General features: G+C 63.1%; 13 protein-coding genes. 4 read left to right on the forward strand and 9 right to left on the reverse strand.

Annotation, left to right across the window (positions count from 1 at the left end; all coding sequences use genetic code 11):
- Window positions 1-15: 15 nt before the first annotated feature.
- The 4 genes from BHD07_RS01025 to BHD07_RS01040 are packed head-to-tail and all read right to left on the reverse strand — an operon-like array spanning window position 16 to window position 4447.
- Complete coding sequence (locus BHD07_RS01025) at window positions 16-1722, reverse strand: ABC transporter ATP-binding protein (RefSeq protein ID WP_338277147.1); 1707 nt, start codon at window positions 1720-1722, stop codon at window positions 16-18.
- Window positions 1719-2570, reverse strand: a complete 852-nt coding sequence (locus BHD07_RS01030) for an ABC transporter permease (RefSeq protein ID WP_338277149.1) — start codon at window positions 2568-2570, stop codon at window positions 1719-1721. Before BHD07_RS01030 ends, BHD07_RS01025 begins: the two co-directional genes overlap by 4 nt.
- Window positions 2567-3505, reverse strand: coding sequence for an ABC transporter permease (locus BHD07_RS01035; RefSeq protein ID WP_018096760.1), 939 nt, complete (start codon window positions 3503-3505; stop codon window positions 2567-2569). The genes BHD07_RS01030 and BHD07_RS01035 overlap by 4 nt, the downstream gene beginning before the upstream one ends.
- 51 nt (window positions 3506-3556) lie before the next feature.
- A complete protein-coding gene (locus BHD07_RS01040) occupies window positions 3557-4447 on the reverse strand; it encodes a proline iminopeptidase-family hydrolase (RefSeq protein WP_338277151.1) in 891 nt (296 codons plus the stop codon).
- A 125-nt stretch (window positions 4448-4572) separates the two neighbouring features.
- Between BHD07_RS01040 and BHD07_RS01045 the strand changes: the two genes are divergently transcribed.
- Together BHD07_RS01045 and BHD07_RS01050 are read left to right on the forward strand one after the other, a co-directional pair.
- On the forward strand, window positions 4573-5355 hold the full coding sequence (locus BHD07_RS01045) for a helix-turn-helix transcriptional regulator (RefSeq protein ID WP_338277153.1): 783 nt from the start codon (window positions 4573-4575) through the stop codon (window positions 5353-5355).
- Between the two features lie 53 nt (window positions 5356-5408).
- A complete protein-coding gene (locus BHD07_RS01050; protein WP_338277155.1) occupies window positions 5409-6332 on the forward strand; it encodes a proline iminopeptidase-family hydrolase in 924 nt (307 codons plus the stop codon).
- Between the two features lie 30 nt (window positions 6333-6362).
- Here BHD07_RS01050 and BHD07_RS01055 read toward each other — a convergent pair whose 3' ends face one another.
- The 3 genes from BHD07_RS01055 to BHD07_RS01065 are packed head-to-tail and all read right to left on the reverse strand — an operon-like array spanning window position 6363 to window position 8627.
- A complete protein-coding gene (locus BHD07_RS01055) occupies window positions 6363-7358 on the reverse strand; it encodes a bile acid:sodium symporter family protein (RefSeq protein WP_338277158.1) in 996 nt (331 codons plus the stop codon).
- A 58-nt stretch (window positions 7359-7416) separates the two neighbouring features.
- The gene (locus BHD07_RS01060) at window positions 7417-7539 is read right to left on the reverse strand and encodes a hypothetical protein (protein WP_338277160.1); all 123 of its coding nucleotides are present in this window, start codon (window positions 7537-7539) and stop codon (window positions 7417-7419) included.
- A gap of 41 nt (window positions 7540-7580) precedes the next feature.
- Entirely contained in the window at window positions 7581-8627 is a 1047-nt protein-coding gene (locus tag BHD07_RS01065) for a threonine aldolase family protein (protein WP_338277161.1), read from the reverse strand.
- A 578-nt stretch (window positions 8628-9205) separates the two neighbouring features.
- Here BHD07_RS01065 and gltB point away from each other — a divergent pair.
- Both gltB and BHD07_RS01075 read left to right on the forward strand, forming a co-directional pair.
- On the forward strand, window positions 9206-13930 hold the full coding sequence (gene gltB, locus BHD07_RS01070) for a glutamate synthase large subunit (protein ID WP_338277163.1): 4725 nt from the start codon (window positions 9206-9208) through the stop codon (window positions 13928-13930).
- Between the two features lie 97 nt (window positions 13931-14027).
- The gene (locus BHD07_RS01075; protein ID WP_018096768.1) at window positions 14028-15485 is read left to right on the forward strand and encodes a glutamate synthase subunit beta; all 1458 of its coding nucleotides are present in this window, start codon (window positions 14028-14030) and stop codon (window positions 15483-15485) included.
- Window positions 15486-15558: 73 nt separating this feature from the next.
- Here the strand turns inward: BHD07_RS01075 and BHD07_RS01080 are convergent, their stop codons facing one another.
- Entirely contained in the window at window positions 15559-16821 is a 1263-nt protein-coding gene (locus tag BHD07_RS01080) for an SGNH/GDSL hydrolase family protein (protein ID WP_338277165.1), read from the reverse strand.
- A 103-nt stretch (window positions 16822-16924) separates the two neighbouring features.
- A complete protein-coding gene (locus BHD07_RS01085; RefSeq protein WP_338277167.1) occupies window positions 16925-18142 on the reverse strand; it encodes a lytic murein transglycosylase in 1218 nt (405 codons plus the stop codon).
- Between the last annotated feature and the right edge of the window lie 18 nt (window positions 18143-18160).

Raw genomic sequence — 18160 nt, forward strand, 5'->3', positions numbered from 1 at the left:
TGTTTGTTCCCTTCGTTATTGTGGCAGGCGTTTGACGGACAGGATCGGTTCCACTGGCGCCGCATCGGTAGGGCCGAGCAACGACCTGTCGGGATCGATGTCGGGGATCGCGGCGATCAATGCGGCGGTGTAGGGATGTTTCGGCCGGGAGAAGACGTCCTCGGAGCGGCCCTCCTCGACGATCTCTCCGCGATGCATCACCACGGTGCGTTCGCACAGATTGCGCACGATCGCGAGGTCGTGGGCGATGAAGATCAGCGTGAGGTTAAGGTCGCGGGCGAGCTTGCGGAAGAGGTCGACGATCTGCGCCTGGATCGTGACATCGAGTGCTGCGACGCATTCGTCGGCGATGATCAGCTTCGGATCGACGGCAAGCGCACGGGCGATGCCCGCCCTCTGGCACTGGCCGCCGCTCATGCTGCGCGGCTTGCGGTGGGCGAATTCGCGCTCGAGGCCGACAAGGTCCAGCAGCTCGCCGATGCGTGCCGGAATGTCGGCTCCGCCGATCTTTTTCTGCACTCTCAGAACTTCAGCAAGAGTCTGGCCGATGGTCAGACGCGGGTTCAGTGCATTGAACGGATCCTGAAAGACCATGGCAGACTCGTGTCGCAGCCTGGCGAGACCCGCACCCCTCTGCTGAGAAAGATCGATACCGTCGAAGCTGACGCGACCGGCGGAAATCGGCGTCAAGCCCAGCATGGCGCGGGCAAGCGTACTCTTGCCGCTGCCGGATTCGCCGACGATACCAACCGTTTCGCCGGGCATGATCTGCAGGTTGATCCCTGAAACGGCGCTGACGGTCCTGGCGTTCTTACCCCAGAAAAGACTGCCGCCCGACGGGAAGCGCACATGCAGGTCATCGATCTCCAGAAGGGGCCTTGTCGTTCCATGCAAGGGCGTTGGGAGACTGATGGCGGGGGGCACCGCATCAGGCATGGATGGATGGCTGTGGATGAGGCGAACCGTGTACGGGTCCTGCGGTGCGGACAGGATCGTCCGTTTAGGACCCTGTTCCAGCAGCTTTCCGCCGCGCATCACGGCAATGCGGTCGCAGGTCTGCGCCACGATGCCGAGATCATGGGTGATGAGAATGATCGACAGGCCGCGTCTGTCGCGGATGTCCATCAGGAGTTTCAGGATCTGCGCCTGGATCGTGACGTCGAGCGCGGTGGTCGGTTCGTCGGCTATGAGGATTTGCGGATTGCAGGACAGGGCCACACCGATCATGGCCCGCTGACGCATGCCGCCGGAAAGCTCGTGCGGGTAGCTGTCGTACTGGCGGGCGGGGTCAGGGAAGCCGACCTGCCCCAGTATCTCGACCGCTGCCGCCCGCGCATCGCGGCCGCTCAGGCCCTGATGGTAGCGGATGCCCTCGGCGATCTGGTCGCCGATGCGCATGACCGGGTCGAGGTGGCTGGTCGGGTTCTGGAAGATCATGCCGATCTCGGCGCCGCGTACCTCCAGCATCTCGGAGTCGGTGACGGCAGTGAGGTCGCGCTCTCCGAGGAGAACCGCACCGCCTTCGATCTTCAGCAAGGATGATGGCAGGAGGCGAATCAGCGCGCGGCAGAGCAGGCTCTTGCCCGATCCGCTTTCGCCGACGAGGCCGAGGATCTCGCCCTTGGCCAGGTCGAGCGAGACTCCATCCAGCAGCGTGCGCGTCTCTCCCTGGAGATGCGCCTTCACGGTCAGGTCGCGGACAGACAGGACCGAGACGCTCATTCGTGCACTCCGAGCAATTCTCCGAGCGCGTCGCCCAGCATGCTGAAGCCGAAGGCAAGGCAGACGATGGAAAGGCCGGGAAACAGCGTGATCCACCAGGCCGTGGTGATGAAGCTCTGGCCCTCCGCGACCATGATGCCCCATTCGGCGACCGGCGGCTGGACGCCGAGACCGAGATAGCTGACCGCCGCCCCGCTCAGCAGCACCAGGACGGCATCCGACATGGCAAAGACGATCGAGCCGGCAATGGCATTGGGCAGCAAGTGCCGGAACATTATGCGGAAGCGGCCGAAACCAAGGCTGACGGCGGCCACCGCATAGTCGCTGTTCTTCAGAACGAGAATCTGTGCCCGGATCAATCGGGCATAGGAAACCCATCCGACCAGCGCCATGGCGATATAGAAGCTGCCGAGGCCCGGACCCAGAATGGCGATTATCGACAGCATCAATACGAGGAATGGAAAGGCGAGGATAATGTCGACGAGGCGCATGAACAGCGCGTCGACAATGCCGCCGAAGAAGCCGGCGACGGTGCCGACGATCGTTCCTATGACGAAGGGGAAGGCGACGCCGATCAAGGCGATCTGCAGGTCGATGCGTGTGCCCCAGATGACGCGTGAAAGGAGGTCGCGGCCGAAGTTGTCGGTGCCGAACGGATGCAGAAGCGACGGCGGCTGCAAGCGGGCCGCGCCGTTCTGCAGGATCGGGTCATAGGGGGCGAGGACGGGTGCGCCGATCGCCAGCAGCAGGAAAAAAAGCAGGATTCCCGCCCCAATAACGAGGGCCGGCCGCCGGCCGAAGAGCAACCGCCAGCCGGCCGGCGACGAGGACACCGTACCGGCGCTCATAGTTTCACCCGCGGATCGACGGCGACGGTGACGATGTCGGCGACGAAATTGACGAGCACAGTGGCGCAGGCAAACACCATGGCGACACCCTGCACGACCATGTAATCACGCGAGAAGATGGCGCGTACCAGCAATTGTCCCATGCCCGGCAGGGCAAAGACGCTTTCGACCACGACCGTGCCGCCGATCAGCCAGCCGATGTTGACCGCCAGAAGGTTGATGGTCGGCACCAGCGAATTCGGAACGACATGCCGCCAGAAGACGATGCGCTCAGGCATGCCGCGCGCGCGGGCGGCTGTCGCCACGTCTGACTTCAGGGACTCGATCATTGCCGCGCGCAGGCTGCGAACCAGCACCGTCGACAGGGAAAGAGCGACCGTCAGGCTCGGCAGGATCAGATGGGCGAGCTTGTCGCCGAAGGTCGCCCCGTAGCCGGACACCGGCAGCAGATCCAGTTTGACGCTGAAAAGGATCATCAGCATCAGGCCGAGCCAGAACGGCGGAAAGCCGATGCCGAAAGTGGAAACAATCCGGACGATATGGTCCGGCGCCCTGCCGGAGTTACGCGCTGCAAGCGCCGCCATGGGAACGGCGATGAGAACCGCCAGAACGACGCTCGACAGCACGAGCGCGACGGTCGGCTCGATACGGGTGGCGATAAGCTTCAGGACATCGATCTTGTAGAGGATCGACTTGCCCATCTCGCCATCGGCGAGATTCTTCAGAAAGTAGAAATATTGCTGCCACATCGGCTCGTCGAGGCCGTACTGGGCGCGGATCTTGGCGATGGCCGAAGGGGTGGCGCGGGCTCCAAGCAGATTGCGCGCCGGATCGCCGGGGATGAGCCGCACCAGAATAAAGGTTATGATGCTGATCCCGAAGATGACCGGCAGGAACTGCAACGGTCGAGTGAGCACGAACCTATAGCGATGCATGGCGATGCGCGCGCCTCCGTCTCGTTCGGATGTCTCTCGCCATGTTTTGCATCAATTCGGCCTGTGCCGCGACAGGAAATCGATCAGCGCAGGATAATAGTCCGCGGGGTTCTCGTAAAACGGCATGTGGCTTGCATTGGCAAAAACCCTGAGCTCGGCATCCGGGATGGCGAGCTTCATCTTCAACGCGCAGGCCGGCGTGAGCTCGTCGTGTTCTCCCGTGGTGATCAGCGTCGGCACCTGGATGCCGGGGAGGTCGGGAATGCGGTTCCAGTCCTTGAGATTGCCGATATAGAGAAACTCGTTCGGGCCCTGCATCGTGCCGTAGGGACCCATGTTCCAGTCGTCCAGGGACCGGCGCACCGGTGCGGGCCATTCCGGCAGGCGGCAGACATGGCGATAGTTCAGGATGGTGATGGCAGCCAAATATTCGGGATGATCGTATGTGCCCTGCGCCTCGTGCTTCTGCATCATGGCGACGGTCTCCGGCCCGAGGGCGGCGCGCAGCCGCTCAAGCTCGGTGACGAGGTGCGGCATGTCGGCGACCGTATCCTCCAGGATCAGCGTCTGCAGGTTTTCCGGGTATGTCAGCGCGTAGTCGATCGCCAGCCAGCCGCCCCAGGAATGGCCGAGCATGTGCACCTTGCCGAGCCCCAGCGCCTTGCGAACCGTTTCGGTTTCCTCGACATACCGGCCGATCGTCCAGAGCGAAGGATCGGTCGGGCGGTCGGAGGCGCCGGTGCCGAGCTGATCGAAGGCGACGACGCGATAGCCCTTGTCGATGAGGCACGAATGAGCCTCACGCAGATAGTCACAGGGTAGTCCCGGCCCGCCATTCAGGCAGAACAAGGTCTCCGGGCCCGAACCGAAGCTGTAGGCCACCACCTTGTAGCCATCGACTTCGATTTCGTGTCGCGCCTCCGGCTCGATATCACGCCACATTGACCGCCCCGGCAAAGAAACTGCTTGCTCAATATTTGAGCACGGCTAAATTTTATCCGAAAGGCCAGCAGGCGCCCAGCTATAAGAAGTGATAGGTTGGGGAGTGACCGGGACCGGAGACAAGGATGTTTGACGAACTCGGGACGATCAGGAACCAGTTCACCGCGCACGACACGCTGGATGGCCGTATAGACCAGGTGTTCGAGGCGATGAAGGTGATCGGCTTCGAGGCGCTGATCTACGATTATACGCCGGTGCCCCGCGATCTCGACGGCACGATCATGGTCCCGTCGCTGCTGAAACTTCGCAACATCTCGGAGGATATGCACGACTACTGGTTCGATCGCGGCTATTTCCGCATCGATCCCGTGCAGCAGGTGGCGCTGCGCACGTCAACGCCGTTCTTTTGGAACTATGATCCCGATGCGGACACGCTGATTAGACGCTTCATGAGCGATGATACGGCGCCCGTCGCCCGCTATCTGAGCGAACGGGACATGTCGACCGGCGTCACCGTTCCGGTCCACATGCCGCGCGGCGACTATGCGACGGTCACGGGTGTGCGTTTCGGCGGCAACCGGGCATTCGAGCGGCATGCGCTGCGGTACATCGCCGATTTCAACCTGCTCGCCCATGTGTTTCACGAGGCGGCCTATTCGCTGTTCGACGCGCAGGCCTTCGACGCAGGCACTGCGAGGCTGACGGAGCGGGAGCGCGAATGCCTCCGCCATTCCGCCGAGGGCCACTCGGCCAAGGAAATTTCGCGTATCATCCACCGTTCTGTGCCGACCGTGGTCATGCATCTCAACGCCGCGGCCAAGAAACTCGGCGCTAAGAACCGTACCCAGGCGGTTGTGCGCGCCACGCACTACCGGCTGCTCGAAGAGCGCCCATCCTATAACTTGTGATAGCTGCCACGGCTTGAAACCCCGCGTTATGTTCCCTCCGTTGTCCGTCAGACATGGAGATGCATGTGGCCGCCGTCGCGTCGAAGGAAGCCTTTCTGCCCTTTCGCGAATACCAGACCTGGTATCGCATCACCGGTTCGCTCGACAGCGGCAAGCTGCCGCTGGTCGTTGCCCACGGCGGACCGGGCTGCACCCACGACTACGTCGATTCCTTCAAGGGGATCAGCGAGATCGACGGACGCGCCGTCATTCACTACGACCAGCTCGGCAACGGCAACTCCACGCGCCTTCCGGACAAGGGCCCGGACTTCTGGACACCCGCTTTGTTCCTCGGGGAACTCGACGCGCTGCTGAAGCATCTGGGCATCCAGGATCGCTATGCCTTTCTCGGACAGTCCTGGGGCGGCATGCTGGGCGCGGAACATGCGGTTCTAAAGCCCCCCGGTCTGAAGGCGCTGGTCATCGCCAATTCGCCGGCCAACATGCATACCTGGGTGGCGGAAGCCAATCGCCTGCGCGGGGAACTGCCGAAGGCGGTTCAGGATACGCTGCTCAGGCATGAGCAGGCCGGGACGATTACCGATCCGGAATACATCGCCGCCTCGCGCGTCTTCTACGACCGCCATGTCTGCCGCGTCACCCCGTGGCCTGCGGAAGTCGCGCGCACCTTTGCGATCATGGACGAGGACAATACGGTCTATCGCAACATGAACGGCCCGACCGAGTTCCACGTAATAGGCACGATGAAGGACTGGACGATCGAGGACCGGCTGATGCGGATCGAAGCACCGACCCTTTTGATTTCCGGAAGATACGACGAGGCCACGCCGCTCGTCGTCAAGCCGTATGTGGATCGCGTGAAGGGCTGCGAATGGGTGCTGTTCGAGCATTCCAGCCACATGCCGCATGTGGAGGAGAAGGAATTGTGCCTGGAAACGGTCTCTCGTTTCCTGTCATCCCACGATACCGACGCTTGATAAGACGACGCGCCGTTTCGTTCATGCTCTTCAGGTGGGCGTAGCCGGGACGGCGGTTCCCTCGAGCTCTGCCGCCTTGGCGGCATAGCGCTGGGCAATGACCGCACAGGCCATCAACTGGATCTGATGGAACAGCATGACCGGCAGGACGATCATGCCGATGTTCTGTCCGGCGAAGATCGCGCTTGCCATCGGAATGCCGCTCGCCAGGCTCTTCTTCGATCCGCAGAAGGTGATGGCGATTTCGTCCGCGCGGTCGAAACCGAGGAGCCGGCTGCCGAATGTGGTGGCCGCCAGAATAAGCGCGAGCAGAGCAATCTCGATTACCGTCAAAACGGTGAGGTCCGTCAGGGTGAAGGACTGCCAGAGGCCCGCCGTGACGGCCTGGCTGAAAGCCAGATAGACGACCATCAGGATCGAACCGCGATCGACCGGTGCGAGCAGTTTCTTGCGGGCGCGAATCCAGCCGCCGATCCAGGGCTGCAGGATCTGGCCTGCGACGAAGGGCGCAAGCAGCTGCAGGAGGATCTGTTCGATCGCGTCGAGCGATACGCCGCCATGTCCGCCGGCCGAGAAGATGACGCCGACGAGAAGCGGCGTCAGGAACACGCCCAAGATGTTGGATGCCGACGCCGCGCAGACGGCTGCCGGAACATTGCCGCCGGCCATCGACGTGAATGCGATCGACGACTGTACCGTCGAAGGCAGAACGCAGAGGAAAAGGATGCCGGTATAGAGCGACGGCGGCAGGATCCATGGCGGGACGAAACCGACCAGGAGGCCGATGAGCGGGAAAAGGGCGAAAGTCGAAAACAGAATCGCCAGGTGCAGCCGCCAATGCAGGAAACCGGCAATGACGACCTCGCGCGAAAGCCGTGCGCCGTGGAGAAAGAAGATCAGGCCGACGCCAAGCTTCGTCGCGATGGCGAACCAGGCCGCGGCGGCTCCGTCGATGGGCAAAACCGCTGCGAGAGCGACTGTCAGCATCAGGAGGATGGTAAAGGTGTCGGGGAGATAACGGCGCATGGTGCTTGCCGTGTAAGCCCATCCGGAAGCCGGATGCAAGCACTAGATCACGATGTTTTCAGATCGGGTCGACGAAAAACATGAACGCGATCGCTTCCGAGAAGTTGAGACGCGGGATGCGGGCGGAAAACCGCACGCACTTTTCCTCATCCCGCTCCATCGGTCGCGATGCGCGTGGCATTCAAGCGATTTCATGCGGCGCGCTTCGAAATCTGCCATGCATCAGCAGGCGGCGACGAAGCGGTCGACGTCCTCGGCGCGGGTGGCGAAGCTGGTGACCAGGCGATAGAGCCCTTCGTCTTCCGCGAGGTCGCCTTCGAGATCGTGCGGCACTTCCCAATCGTAGAAAAGGGCGCCCTGCTGCTGCAGCCGGCCGGCGGCCTCCCGCTTCAGCACGACGAAGACCTCGTTGGCATCGGGCGCCCAGGCGAGCCGGCTCCCAGCCGAAGCGGTGATGCCGTCGGCGAGGCGCCGCGCCATCGCGTTGGCGTGGCGCGCGAGATCGAGCCAGAGATCTCCGGCGAAATAGGCGTCGAACTGGGCGGAGACGAAGCGCGACTTGGAGAAGAGCTGAGCCGAGCGCTTGCGCAGGAAGTGCATCTCCTGCGCCTTCGAAAGGTCGAAGAGCACCAGCGCCTCGGCGCACCAGCAGCCGTTCTTCGTTCCGCCGAAGGAGAGCAGATCGACGCCACGCTTCCAGGTCATCTCGGCCGGTGTCGTCCCAAGGCTGACCAGGGCATTGGCGAAACGAGCGCCATCCATGTGCAGCGGCAGTTTATGGGACCGGGCGATCGAGGCGATCGTTTCGATCTGGTCGAGCGAATAGACGGTGCCGCTCTCGGTCGCCTGCGTCACCGTCACCGCCATCGGCTGACCGCCATGGACGTTCTCCTTCGGGAACCGCCGAATTTCGGCCTCGAGCTTCGCCGGCTCCATCTTGCCGTGGGCGCCCTCGACCGGGCACAGCCTCGCGCCGTGCGAAAAGAACTCCGGCGCGCCGCACTCGTCGACGTTCACATGCGCTTCGCGATGGCAGAAAGCGATTCCGCCCGCCCGATTGGCGCTCGAAAGTGCAAGGGAGTTTGCGGCGGTTCCGGTGCCCACGAAGAATACCGCAACCTCCCTCTCGAAAATCTCCGAAAAGCGCTGTTCCACCTTCCGATCGAGCTCGCTCGTGCCGTAGGCGGAAGCATAGCCCTGCGCATTCGTGACCAGACTTTCGGCGATCGCCGGATGCGCGCCGGCCCAGTTGTCGGAGGAGAAGATCATCTGAAGTTTACCCTGTTTACATCGAGCCACGCCGTGCGGAGAGGCGCGTCGGCGCGACCATAGCCGAGTCCCGTCGGCAAGCAAACGGCTGCGCTCGACTGTGCCTGCCTTGTAGTGCCAACCGGAGACCAGTTTGAAACCAAAGTAAAGAAAGTGCCGGATACGGGTAATTAAATTTTAAACCCGGGCAATTTCCGGCAATGTTCGGCAAAATCTCTCGTATTATTTGCGGCCGAGGCCCTTGCGAAGGAGGGCGGTTTCTGGCATAGAGCGCATGAAATAGGACAGGTTTGCTGTCCTATTTCGGTCTAGGGGCCGGAACAATCGCCGGAAGCACCGTGAAAAGCGGCAGCCGGCGTGAAGCGCGAGGGGGTTTCGCCGGATTTCATCCGGTCGTTATTCCTTGGCGTCAGGATGGTCGCGGACATCGGTGCCTGACGCGGCCGCGCTTCATTTGCGACCTGATCAGGATCATGCGACGATAATGCCCGGCTTGCCGCCGTGCGAAAAGCACCATGCGGCAACTGCGTGCGGGCCGCGTTATGCCCGGAATTCCCGGGTTCAACAGGAGGGAAAAGATGACGGATCATTCGCCATCACGACAGATTGGGCTCAACCTCGCACAAGACGCTGCGACGGCTGTGAAAACGCCCGCATTCCCCTCCGGCCTGCCGCGAAAACAGGGGTTGTACGATCCACGGAACGAACATGACGCCTGCGGCGTCGGCTTCGTCGCCCATCTCAAGGGCGAGAAGTCGCATCAGATCGTGCGCGACGGCCTCTTCATGCTCGAAAACCTGACCCATCGCGGAGCGGTCGGTGCCGACCCGCTGATGGGCGACGGCGCGGGCATTCTGGTCCAGATCCCCGACCGCTTCTTCCGCGAGGAGATGGCGAAGCAGAGCGTCACCCTGCCGAGGGCCGGCGAATATGCCGTCGGCTATCTCTTCATGCCGCGCGACGAGACGCTTATCGCTCACTTCAAGGAGGTGATCAGCGAGGTCGTGGCCGAGGAGGGCCAGATCGTGCTCGGCTTCCGCGACGTGCCGGTCGATAATTCGTCTCTCTCCAAGGCGCCCGATATCGCCGCGACCGAGCCGCACCATGTCCAGGTGTTCATTGGCGCCGGCCGGGAGGCCGCGAGCAGCGATGAATTCGAACGGCGGCTGTTCACACTTCGCAAGGTGATCTCCAACCGCATCTATGCGGAAGCCGATGGTGGCGATCTCGGCTTCTATATCGTGTCGCTGTCGACCACCACCATCGTCTACAAGGGCATGTTTCTCGCCTACCAGGTGGGTGCCTATTACAAGGACCTCGCCGACGAGCGCTTCCAGTCGGCCGTCGCACTCGTGCACCAGCGCTTCTCGACCAACACCTTCCCGTCCTGGAAGCTCGCGCATCCCTATCGGATGGTTGCGCATAACGGCGAGATCAACACGCTGCGCGGCAACGTCAACTGGATGGCCGCACGACAGGCTTCCGTTTCCTCGCCGCTCTTCGGCGACGACATTTCCAAGCTCTGGCCGATCTCCTATGAAGGTCAGTCGGACACGGCCTGTTTCGACAATGCGCTCGAATTCCTCGTGCGCGGCGGTTATTCGCTCTCGCATGCCGTCATGATGCTGATCCCCGAGGCCTGGGCCGGCAACCAGCTCATGTCGCCTGAGCGCAAGGCCTTCTACGAATATCATGCGGCGCTGATGGAGCCTTGGGACGGCCCGGCGGCGGTCGCCTTCACCGACGGCCGCCAGATCGGCGCCACGCTCGACCGCAACGGCCTGCGTCCGGCGCGCTACATCGTCACCAGCGACGACCGCGTCATCATGGCGTCGGAGGCCGGCGTGCTGCCGGTCGCCGAAGACAAGATCGTCAAGAAATGGCGGCTGCAGCCCGGCAAGATGCTGCTGATCGACATGGAAGAGGGGCGCATCATCTCCGACGAGGAGGTGAAGTCGTCGCTCGCCGGCAAGCATCCCTATCGCCAATGGCTCGACAACACCCAGCTGATCCTCGAAGAACTGAAGCCGGTCGAGCCGCGGGCGCTGCGGCGCGACGTGTCGCTGATCGACCGCCAGCAGGCCTTCGGTTACACCCATGAGGACACGAAGCTCCTGATGTCGCCGATGGCGACGACCGGTCAGGAGGCGATCGGATCGATGGGCACCGACACGCCGATCTCGGCGATGTCCGACAAGCCGAAGCTGCTCTACACCTATTTCAAGCAGAACTTCGCGCAGGTCACCAACCCGCCGATCGATCCGATCCGCGAGGAACTGGTGATGAGCCTCGTCTCCTTCATCGGCCCGCGCCCGAACATCCTCGACCACGAGGGCATGGCGCATGCGAAGCGGCTGGAAGTCCGCCAGCCGATCCTGACCAATGGCGACCTCGAGAAGATCCGCTCGATCGGCCACACCGAAGACCGCTTCGACACGAAGACGCTCGATTTCACCTATGACATTTCGCGCGGTGCCGAAGGCATGCTGGAAATGCTCGATCGTCTCTGCGAAAGGGCGGAAGCGGCAGTCAAGGGCGGCTACAACATCATCGTGCTTTCCGACCGGCAGATCGGTCCCGATCGCGTGGCGATCCCGGCGCTGCTCGCGACCGCGGCCGCCCATCACCACCTGATCCGCAAGGGTCTGCGCACCTCGGTCGGCCTCGTCGTCGAGTCGGGCGAACCGCGCGAAATTCATCATTTCTGCCTGCTCGCCGGCTACGGCGCGGAAGCGATCAACCCCTATCTCGCCTTCGACACGCTCGTCGACATGCACAAGCGCGGCGAGTTTCCGAAGGAAGTCGACGAGAAGGAAGTCGTCTACCGCTACATCAAGGCGGTCGGCAAAGGCATCCTCAAGGTCATGTCCAAAATGGGCATCTCCACCTACCAGTCCTATTGCGGCGCGCAGATATTCGACGCCGTCGGCCTTTCGTCCGCGCTGGTCGGCAAGTACTTCTTCGGTACTGCGACGACGATCGAAGGCATCGGCCTCGAGGAGATCGCTGCCGAAACCGTGGCGCGTCACAAGGCGGCCTTCGGGAGCGATCCGGTGCTTGCCAATACGCTCGACATCGGCGGCGAATATGCCTTCCGGATGCGCGGCGAAAGCCATGCCTGGACGCCGGACGCCATCGCCTCGCTGCAGCATGCCGTGCGCGGCAATGCCGAGGACCGCTATCGCGAATTCTCGGCGACGATGAACGAGTCGGCCAGCCGCATGAACACGATCCGTGGGCTCTTCACGATCAAGGGGGCCGAGGCGGCCGGCCGCAAGCCGATCCCGATCGAAGAGGTCGAGCCGGCTGCGGAGATCGTCAAGCGCTTCTCGACGGGCGCCATGTCATTCGGCTCGATCAGCCGCGAGGCGCATACGACGCTCGCGGTCGCGATGAACCGGATCGGCGGCAAGTCCAACACCGGCGAAGGCGGCGAGGAGAGCGATCGCTACCTGCCGCTGCCGGACGGCTCGACGAACCCCGAGCGGTCGGCGATCAAGCAGATCGCCTCCGGCCGCTTCGGCGTCACCACCGAATATCTGGTCAATGCCGACGTTCTGCAGATCAAGGTGGCGCAGGGCGCAAAGCCCGGCGAAGGCGGCCAGCTGCCGGGACACAAGGTAGATGCGACCGTCGCCAAGACGCGGCATTCGACACCGGGGGTCGGCCTGATCTCGCCGCCGCCGCATCATGACATCTATTCGATCGAGGATCTGGCGCAGCTGATCTACGATCTGAAGAACGTCAACCCGGAAGCCGATGTCTCGGTCAAGCTGGTATCGGAAGTGGGTGTCGGCACCGTTGCGGCCGGCGTTGCCAAGGCACGCGCCGATCACATCACCATTGCCGGCTTCGACGGCGGCACCGGTGCTTCGCCGCTGACCTCGCTGAAGCATGCGGGTAGTCCGTGGGAGATCGGCCTTGCCGAAACGCAGCAGACGCTGGTGCTCAACGGTCTGCGCTCCCGCATCGCGCTGCAGGTCGATGGCGGCCTGAAGACCGGCCGTGACGTCGTCATCGGAGCGCTGCTCGGCGCCGACGAATTCGGCTTCGCGACCGCGCCGCTGATCGCGGCCGGCTGCATCATGATGCGCAAGTGTCACCTGAACACCTGTCCCGTCGGCGTCGCCACCCAGGATCCGGTGCTCCGGAAGCGTTTCAAGGGGACGCCGGAGCATGTCGTCAACTACTTCTTCTTCGTTGCGGAAGAAGTGCGCGAGATCCTCGCATCGCTTGGTGCCAGAAGGCTCGACGACATCATCGGAGCCTCGGATCTGCTCGACCGCGACCGGATGATCGAGCACTGGAAGGCGAGGGGCCTCGACTTCTCGAAGATCTTCCACAAGGTGGAGGCTCCGAAGGAAGCCACCTATTGGACGGAGCGCCAGAACCATCCGATCGACGACATTCTCGACCGCAGGCTGATCGAGAAGGCGAAGCTCGCGCTCGAGACCAAGGTGCCGGTCGCCTTCGAAGCCGGGATCAGGAACGTCGACCGTTCGGCCGGCGCGATGCTTTCGGGCGCGCTTGCCAAGCGCTGGGGCCACAAGGGGCTGAAGGACGATACGATCCACGTGACCCTCAAGGGCACGGCTGGCCAGTCCTTCGGCGCGTTCCTCGCCCGCGGCATCACCTTCGATCTCGTCGGAGACGGCAACGACTATGTCGGCAAGGGCCTCTCGGGCGGGCGCATCATCGTCCGGCCGCCGGAGAACGCTCGGATCGTGCCGCACCAGTCGATCATCGTCGGCAACACCGTGCTTTACGGCGCGATTTCCGGAGAGTGCTACTTCAACGGCGTCGCCGGTGAACGCTTTGCCGTGCGCAATTCCGGTGCGATCGCGGTCGTGGAAGGCGTCGGCGATCACGGCTGCGAATACATGACCGGCGGTGTCGTCGTCGTTCTCGGCGGCACGGGCCGCAACTTCGCGGCCGGCATGTCGGGCGGTGTCGCTTACGTGCTCGACGAGGAGGGCGACTTCGCCCGGCGCTGCAACATGGCCATGGTCGAACTGCAGCCGGTTCCGGAGGAGGACGACATGCTGGAGAAGCTGCATCACCACGGCGGCGACCTCATGCACAAGGGCATGGTGGACGTCTCGGGCGACATGACGCGCCACGACGAGGAGCGCCTCTACCAGCTCATCTCGAACCACCTGCACTATACGGGTTCGGTCCGCGCCAAGGAGATCCTCGATCGCTGGGCGGATTACCGGCCGAAGTTCCGCAAGGTGATGCCGGTAGAGTACCGCCGCGCGCTCGAGGACATGGAGCGCATGAAGATGGCTGAAGCGGCCGAGTAACCGGCCTTCGTGAATACGGCTCCCGGCCCGCCCGGGTCAGGGGCCATCACGCGCGCTCGAGCGCGCCTGTTGAGATTGAAGATGTCAGGATCATAAGATGGGCAAGGTTACTGGGTTTTTGGAGATCGACCGGCAGGTGGCGAAGTACCAGCCGGCATCCGACCGCATCCGCCATTTCCGCGAATTCACCATTCCGATGTCCGATCAGGAGGTGCAGAAGCAGTCCGCTCGCTGCATGGACTGCGGCATTCCCTATTGTCACGGGCCGACGGGGTGCCCGGTGCACAACCAGATCCCGGACTGGAACGACCTCGTCTATAACGGCAATTGGGATGAGGCGATCCGCAACCTGCACTCGACCAACAACTTCCCGGAATTTACCGGCCGCGTCTGCCCGGCGCCCTGCGAGGAAGCCTGCACGCTGAACCTCGAAGACGTGCCGGTGGCGATCAAGACGGTCGAGCAGGCGATTGCCGACAAGGCCTATGAGATGGGCTATATCGTGCCGCAGCCGGCCGTGACCAAGACCGGCAAGAAGGTCGCGGTCATCGGCTCCGGGCCGGCCGGCATGGCGGCTGCCCAGCAACTGGCGCGCGCCGGCCACGAGGTGCATGTCTACGAACGCGAGTCCAAGCCCGGCGGGCTGCTGCGCTACGGCATTCCCGATTTCAAGATGGAGAAGAACTTCATCGACCGTCGGGTCGAGCAGATGCGGGGCGAGGGCGTGACCTTCCATTGCGGCGTCAATGTCGGTGTCGATGTCGCGGTGCAAAAGCTCGTCGATGAAAACGACGCCGTGCTCTATTGCGGCGGCTCCGAGACGCCGCGCGACGCCGGCATCCCCGGCGTGGAGTTCGTCGGCGTGCACGACGCCATGCCTTATCTGGTACAGCAGAACCGTCGTGTCGGCCGCGAGAACATCGACAGCGTGGGCTGGCCGTCCGAGCCGATCCTCGCCGGCGGCAAGCACGTCGTCGTCGTCGGCGGCGGCGACACGGCATCCGACTGTGTCGGTACCGCCTTCCGCCAGGGCGCCGTCAAGGTGACGCAGCTCGATATTCGTCCGCAACCGCCCGAGAAGGAAGACAAGCTTGCGGTCTGGCCCTTCTGGGCGACGAAGATGCGCACCTCCTCCAGCCAGGCCGAGGGTGCGGTTCGCGAGTTCCAGGTCGCGACGCTCGAGTTTGTCGGCGACGAGGACGGTAATCTCACCGGCGTCAAATGCTGTCAGGTCGACGAGCGCCGCAAGCCGATCGCCGGTACCGAGTTCATCATCAAGGCCGATCTGGCCTTCATCGCCATCGGTTTCCGCGGGCCCTTCGCAGACAGCGTCCTCAAGGATCTCGGCGACAAGCTGACGGTCAACACCGACCGCCGCGGTTCGACCAATGTCGTCGCCAACGAGCGCGACTACAGGACTTCGGTCGACAAATTGTGGGCGGCGGGCGACATTCGCCGCGGCCAGTCGCTCGTCGTATGGGCTATCCGCGAAGGCCGGCAGGCGGCGCGCGCGATCGACGAGGCGCTGATGGGCTCGACGGTGCTGCCGCGGTAGGGCCAGTCCTCGCCCGGCCCGGCAGGCGGATGAGGGGCAAAGGCGGTATTCCCGGAGAGCCGCGTTTCCGCAATCAACGGGTAGAACTGCCCGGCGGCCCCTGCTTCGTCAGCCGGAAATCGTCGATACGTCCGGCCGGGGCGACGACCACCTCGCCCTTTTCGATGAGCCGGTCGCGCGGGCTCTTGCCCGTGCTCTTGAGGGGCGTGTCGCCGCCGAGAAGGGCGGTCGCTCCATCGAGTTCGGGATCGATGAGGCTGATCGGCTGCGTCTTGATGATATCTTCGTTGGCAAGCGGCTTGCTGACGACCAGGTCCTTCAGGCCTTCCGCACCGGGAACGTCCGTGGTCGCTGCCGCTTCGCCCAATAGCTTGCGAATGTCCTTTTCGACATAGAAGGCCAGTTTGCGCTTGCCGGCCTTGGTCAGGTTGATGCCGTCAGAACCCCTGAGGCGGACCTGCTGCCCGTTGATGTCGGAGCCGGTCAGGACGAACTTTCCCCCTTCATCGACGAAGCCGTCCCAGATGTCGATGAACTGGCCGCCGACCTTCTCCACCTCTTCGCGGTAGATTCCGTTGAACGTCACCATGTCGGCGGTCATGGACGTCGATTGGAAGGGCGGCATTCCGACCCAGAGGACCGGAAGATTGTCCTTGCGCGCAAGCGTCGCCAGTGCGTTGACGCGCTTGCGGTATTCTTCCGTCCAGGCGTCGGTCCGGAACTTCTCCTGCACGTCGCCGATCCGCATCATCTGGCGATCATTGGCGCCGAGGCTCACGACGATGACGGCGGGCTTGAGTTCCGCGATGGCGTCCGGCAGCGCCTTGGGCCAGTCGAAATAGTCGTCGCGGACGATGCCCGAGGAGCCGTTGGCGCGCGTCTCGATGACGATGCCGGGCGTCGTTTCGAACGCGATCTTCAAACCGTCGCCAAGGCTGCCGGCAACGAAGTCTCCGACGACCAGGACCTTCTTGGCGTCCGGAGATTTCTCCACGACGACCGGCGCGGGCGGCGGTGCCGCGGCGGGCCGCGGCTTGGCCCGGCTCGGGCGCGACTGCCGTGGCTCCGATGGTTGCGCTCGGCGCTTCTGTATGCGCTGCGGCCGCGGCTGGCGCCGAAGATCGTATTGATCCTCGTAATAGACGCGCCTTTGCGGCGTGAAGACGCCGAAGAGCCTTTGCAGCACGTTGCGTCGTGGCACCCGCTCCTGCGCCTCGGCCACAGTGGCAAAGAAACCGGCGGCGACCATCGCCGCAGCGCCGAGCAAGACGGGAGCCAGCCGAAGCAAACGCGAAAACAGTCCCTTCCCGCGGTATCGGATCGTCAGCATGATCATTTCACCGTCGAATGGCAGACACTCCCGCAACCATACGCCAGATCACGGCGATTGGCACCGTTTGATCGGGAATCGCCGTGATGAGAGAAAGCTGCGGGTGCGTTCACCTGCGTAGGGCGCGCAACAGACGCTGTGTCGGCTCCCCGTCCGGCGCCAGGCCGTTCTGGTTCTGGAACGCCTGGATTGCCGCTTTCGAGCCCGAGCCGAAGTTGCCGTCGACTTCGCCGTCGTAATAGCCGAGTTCCTTCAACCGGTTCTGCAGTTCGAATTTTTCGCTGATGTCGAGCGAACCGTCCGGACGCGGCCAGCGTTGCTGCATGCCGGCATATCCTGCGATCTGATCCGCAAGAAGCCCGACCCCGAGCGCGTAGGAATCGGAGGCGTTGTAGCGCTTGATGACGAAGAAGTTCTTCGTCATCAAGAATCCGGGGCCGTTGCCGCCGCCGGGCAGCTTCAGTTCGGCCCGCATCTTCGGATTGCTGAAGCCCCTGCCGCCCGGACGGGAGAAGCCGAGGGCCGCCCACTGGCCGAGCGTCTTGGTCTGGCCCGAATATTTCGCCGCATTGGCCGGCGGGACGACCTCGTAACCCCATGTTTCGCCGGGGCGCCAGCCGTTCTTCCGCAAGAGATTGGCAGCCGTTGCAAGCGCATCCGGCACCGAGTTCCAGATATCCCGATGGCCGTTTCCGTCGGCATCGACCGCATAGAGCAGATAGCTCGTCGGAATGAACTGGGTGTGTCCCATGGCGCCCGCCCAGGAACCCGTCAGCTCCCGCGGGGTGATGTCGCCGCTCTGCAGGATCTTCAGTGCCGCGATGAGCTGGGTCTTCGCAAATTTGGACCGCCTTGAATCGGCATAGGCAAGGGTCGCCAGCGCCCGCGGCACGTAATGCAGCCGGTCGTCTTTCTGGAGAATCGCGCCGTAGTTCGATTCCATCGACCAGATGGCGAGCAGGATGGATTTGTCGACGCCGTAGTGCCGTTCGAGGGCATTGAGCGTGCGGGCATGCTTCGCCGCCATTTCCTGTCCTATCCGCTTGGTATACGGATTGACACGCGCGTCGACATACTCCCAGATCTTGTGCTTGAATTCGGGCTGATAAGCGGCCTTCTCCAGCACGGCCGGATCAGGCGTCTTCACGCCGGCGAAGGCCTTGCGATAGGTCGCGTGGCTGATGCCGCTCTTGGCAGCCGTTGCATAGAAGTTATTGATCCAGTTTTGAAAACCCTGATCCGCACGCGCGGGCGACGACCCAAAAGCGGCGGCAACAACGAGAGCGGCGGCGATATGTCGGAAGAACGTCCTGCGGTTTTTCATCATCTGCTGTCGGTTCCGTTT

It is taken from the genome of Sinorhizobium sp. KGO-5 (assembly GCF_036245905.1).
Classification (GTDB): domain Bacteria; phylum Pseudomonadota; class Alphaproteobacteria; order Rhizobiales; family Rhizobiaceae; genus Sinorhizobium; species Sinorhizobium meliloti_A.